The following is a 1,409-nucleotide window of genomic DNA, read 5'->3' on the forward strand; positions in this document are numbered from 1 at the left end:
TCAGCGCCTCGCATGAGCTGCGCCAATTGGGCGCGCGAAGTAACCCCCAGCTTTGCAAACGCATTGTGCACGTGGGTTTTCACGGTGTGCGGGGACAGGTGCAGTTGCTGCGCGACCCAGCGGTTGGTCGCGCCTTCGGCGATCAGACGGACGACGGTGTGTTCGGAATCAGTGAGGCTGTCCCAGCCCGTTTTTGCCCGTGGCCGCGTGACGATGCGCCGTTCTACACCTAACCGGCGCAGCGCGCGGCCGACCCGGCGGGCATCGGCAAGCGCCTCGCACTCGATGTAGGCGTCGAATGACGCATTCAGTTGCTTGACCGCCTCAGCGTTGCGCTGTGCGTGGCTCAGCTCGCCGCCGGCGTCCTCGGCAGCACTTGCGTAAAGAAGCGGCCGCGACGACGCTCGGAGCACGTCGGTGACAGCCACCAATGCTGGGGCGTCACGCTCGAGTATGGCGCGCGCATATGCGGCCACTCCTGCCAAAAGCGGCACCGCTGGCTGTTCGGACTCCAGCATCTCGGTGGCCTGCAGGACCCGCACGCGCAAGCCGGCATCACCAGCGGCCGAGGCCACCCGCGCACCCAAGATCAGCCGATCCAAGGCATAGGACTGCAGTGGTGTCCCGAGAAGGGCGATGTCGCCGCCGAGCCAGCGCACTGCTTCATGGACGTCGTCGCGCTGCCACGCCGCCAGCGCGAGCACATACGCCGCTCCTCGACGGATGGCAGGTGAACCGGTGGAGTACGCATCGAGCGCCTGAGTTATCGTCTGCTGCAACATGTTTCGGTCATCAGTGTGTACCGCCACTTTGGCCAGAATTACGGTGCGCAGGATGTCCGGCTCACTGGCGCCTGTCGGCTGGGGGGGCGGCAGCGGCTCAGCCGCGTCGAGAGCGGCCGACAACCGGCCCGCGGCGAGGTGGATAATCCCACTGAAGACGGCCCACACAGCGAGGGCCATCGCGTTGCCCTCCCGGCGGGCTTGCCCTGTGCCGTGGGTGACCCGGGCCGTCGCGTCGTCCAGGCGGCCGATCACCGCCAGCAGGTTTGCGTAGTGCATCGCGGCATAGGCGTGAGCCAACGCCGCATCATCCGGGTGGACAAGCGGGCAAAGCTCTTCGAGGCGGCCCACGGCGCCGCCCGGGTACCCCTCACCGGCGTCGAGCAAAGCGAGGGCGAGGCCGGCCATGATGGTGGCCTCGACGTCATCGGTGACCGCAGCGGCCGCGGCGGCCTCGTCGGCCGCCGTCCGCCGTTGCGTTCCCTGGTCCTGCAACGCCAGGTTGTAGGCCAGCCACGCCAGATGCCGTGCCCGGGTGACGTCGCTGATGTCGCTCAACTCGAGCGCCTGCCGATTCTCCGCCACGCGCCGCTGGGTGCTGTGCTGGGTGTGCGCCGGGAGCCGGAG

General features: G+C 68.2%; 1 protein-coding gene. It reads right to left on the reverse strand.

Going from position 1 to position 1,409, the window contains the following annotated elements:
• A partial coding sequence (locus A5775_RS11665; protein WP_231995159.1) for a helix-turn-helix transcriptional regulator occupies positions 1–1,409 on the reverse strand: 1,409 nt, incomplete at both ends.

It is taken from the genome of Mycobacterium sp. 852002-10029_SCH5224772 (assembly GCF_001667315.1).
GTDB lineage: Bacteria > Actinomycetota > Actinomycetes > Mycobacteriales > Mycobacteriaceae > Mycobacterium.